We start from the raw sequence: 3,011 nt of genomic DNA, 5'->3' as shown, positions 1-3,011 counted from the left end.
CGATCTGGGACCGGGAAAAGCAGCGGCCCCACCCCTCGACCTTCCCGGTGGCCCTACCGGAGATGTGCGTTAAATTGCACGGTATCAAAGAGACGCGCCTGGTGCTGGACCCTTTCATGGGCATCGGCAGCACCGCCTTGGCCTGCCTGCGGCTGGAGGTCGGCGTGGTCGGCTTCGAGATCGATGCGGCGTACTTGAAAACCGCAGTAGAACGCATCCGCAGTTTTCTTGGAAAAGATGTCCCCAAAAGCGAAAACCCCGACCAACGGACATCGTTAGCGACCGCGGACGAAGAAACGCTCTCTGCCACCGGGAGATCTTTAGGCTAACGCAGCTAAGATGTAAGTCGGCCAGCGCCTCTACGGCTAAAATGCGAGTAGCCCGAAAAGCCGCACCGCGTTCGCGGTCGTAGCCGCGGCGAGCTCCTCCAGGCTGATTCCCCGGATTGCGGCTACCTTTTGCGCGGTGTAGATCAGGTAGGCGGGTTCATTGCGCTTGCCCCGGTGGGGCACGGGTGGGAGATAGGGGGCGTCGGTTTCCAGCAGCAGCCGCTCCAGCGGCATCTGCCTTACCACTTCTACTGGCCGGCGGGCACCAGTGAAGGTAACTGGTCCGGCAATTGAAAGGTAAAAGCCAAGCGCCAAAAAACGCTTGGCCTCCTCCCAACCACCGGAAAAGCAGTGCATCACCCCGGAAATTCCTACCGCTTCCCGCCGCAATATCTCGTAAACCTCACCGTGCGCCTCGCGGCAGTGGATCACGACCGGCAGGCCGAGTTCCCGCGCCAAATGAAGCTGGGCCACAAAAACCTCCCGCTGCACCGAGCGGGGCGAAAGATCCCGGTAAAAATCAAGGCCGATCTCCCCGATCGCCACCACCCGTGGTGCACGCGCCAGCCGGCGCAGCTCTTCCAGGTAGTTCAGCGGCACGCCGGCGGCATCGTGAGGGTGCACACCTACCACCGCGTAAACCCCCGGTAAGGCAGCGGCAAGTTCACCCGCCCGCCGGGAGGAAGCTAGATCGTAGCCGACGGTGACGAGCCGCGTCACGCCTGCAGCGCGTGCCCGCTCAATCACGGCCGCCCTATCCGCTTTATAGCGTTCGTCGTCGAGGTGGCAGTGGGTATCGGTTAATTCTGTGGCCATAGCTTACTTCCTAACCTCAATCCGCGGGAAGAGCGGGCCGCGCCGCTCCACCTTAACCCCTGGGGGAAATTTCCCCCATTCAAGCGAAGCAAAAGTATGCAGGTCAGGTCGGTCCGCGATACCGAGCTGCGGCCAGACCCGTTCCGGAAAGCCGGGCATGAAGGGACCGAGCAGCACCGTGACAAAGCGGTAAACCTCCAAAACGTTATAAATCACCCTATGGAAACGCTCCCGTCGGGCCGGGTCCTTGCCCAAGTTCCAGGGCGCCGTCTCGTCCAGGTACTTGTTTGCCCGGCCGACGGGCTGCCAGAGCGCCGCCAGGGCTTCCGCGAGCTGCAAACCGTCCACCAAGGCCGCTACCCTGGCCGGCGTTTCGCTGGTGATTTCGATCAGCTCTTCATCCGGCCCCTCCGGCGGCCCCGGTGGTCCCACAATCCCGCCGCTAAACTTTTCGCAGACGGTGAGCGTCCGGTGCAGCAAGTTCCCAAGGTCATTCGCCAGGTCGCTGTTGATCCGCCCGATGAGATTATCTTCAAGGTAGTAACCGTCCGCGCCAAAGTTAAGCTCCCGTAAAAGGTAATAACGCACCGCGTCCACACCGTATTTATCTATCAGCACGTGGGGGTCAACCACGTTCCCCTTGGATTTCGACATCTTACCCCCGTCTACCAAAAGCCAGCCATGCCCTACCACCCGCTTTGGCAGTTCCAGCCCGATGGCCATCAGCAGAATGGGCCAAATGACGGTGTGAAAACGGACGATATCCTTGCCCACCAGGTGCACATCTGCCGGCCAGTAGCGCCGGAAAAGGGCGTCTTTCTCCGTCCCGTAGCCCAAAGCCGAAATGTAGTTCGTCAGGGCATCAATCCAGACGTAGATCACGTGGCGCGGGTCGAAAGACACCGGAATGCCCCAGGAAAAGGTGGTCCGGGAGACACAGAGGTCCTCCAGCCCCTGTTTAATAAAGCTCACCATTTCGTTCCGGCGGGAGACGGGTTGGATAAAGTCGGGGTGGGTTTCGATGTACTCAAGGAGCCGGTCGGCGTATTTCGAAAGACGGAAGAAATAGCTCTCTTCCCGCAAAAGCTCCACCGGCCGGCCGCAATCGGGGCAGTTACCGTCCACCAGTTGCCGCTCGGTCCAGAAGGTCTCGCAGGGGGTGCAGTACCATCCCTCGTACGCCGCCTTATAAATGTCGCCTTGGTCGTATAGCTGCCGGAAAATCTTTTCCACCACCACCCGGTGGCGCGCCTCGGTCGTCCGAATGAAATCGCTGTATTCAACCTTAAGCCGCGCCCAGAGCTCCTTGAAAGTGACAACAATCTCGTCCACGTACTCCTGCGGCTTTTTCCCTTTCGCCTGGGCGGTACGCTCAATCTTCTGCCCGTGCTCGTCCGCCCCGGTAAGGAAATAAACGTCGTAACCCTGGAGGCGCTTGAACCGCGCTACGGTATCTGCCGCCACGGTGGTATAAGCGTGGCCGATGTGGAGCCTATCGCTCGGATAATAAATCGGTGTGGTGATGTAAAAGGTGGGCCGCGCCGCCTCTTTTCCCGCCACCAAGGTTCTACTCCTTCCGCAGCCTTGTAAGTTTAAGAATTTTTTACCGTAAGGCTTACCCGCAAAACGGCAGCAGAACCAAATTTCATTCTAATTGGAGAAACAAGAGGCTGTCAAGCTGAGCAGCAAGCCGTCAAAGTAAATATTGCTTGAAGAAGCGGTTATCTTTTTCTTAACTTAAGCGACTCCCGGGAACGGCCCGGGTTTCCCCCATAGTAACCTTGAGCGTAATTTACCTTTAACCCGGGGAGGATTCCCAAAATACGCTCATTCTCTACAAACTCAGCAATCGTTTCTCTTCCTAGG

The 3,011-nt window shown here is 58.7% G+C and carries 3 protein-coding genes; 1 reads left to right on the top strand and 2 read right to left on the bottom strand.

Features of this window, described 5'->3' with window-relative positions:
- Window positions 1-329 (top strand): DNA methyltransferase (locus ACUVTA_RS09260; RefSeq protein ID WP_445952651.1); only part of this gene is annotated, 329 nt, incomplete at its 5' end.
- Between the two features lie 36 nt (window positions 330-365).
- On the opposite strand, the gene ACUVTA_RS09255 is transcribed toward ACUVTA_RS09260, so the two are convergent.
- Window positions 366-1,145: a TatD family hydrolase gene (locus ACUVTA_RS09255; protein WP_445952650.1), complete on the bottom strand. Its 780-nt coding sequence runs from the start codon at window positions 1,143-1,145 to the stop codon at window positions 366-368.
- Window positions 1,146-1,148: 3 nt separating this feature from the next.
- Window positions 1,149-2,705, bottom strand: a complete 1,557-nt coding sequence (gene metG / locus ACUVTA_RS09250) for a methionine--tRNA ligase (protein ID WP_445952649.1) — start codon at window positions 2,703-2,705, stop codon at window positions 1,149-1,151.
- Window positions 2,706-3,011 lie beyond the last annotated feature (306 nt).

The sequence above is a fragment of the Thermodesulfitimonas sp. genome (genome assembly GCF_052743955.1).
The sequence above is the reverse complement of the archived record's forward strand: the minus strand, read 5'-3'. Positions and strand labels throughout refer to the sequence as shown.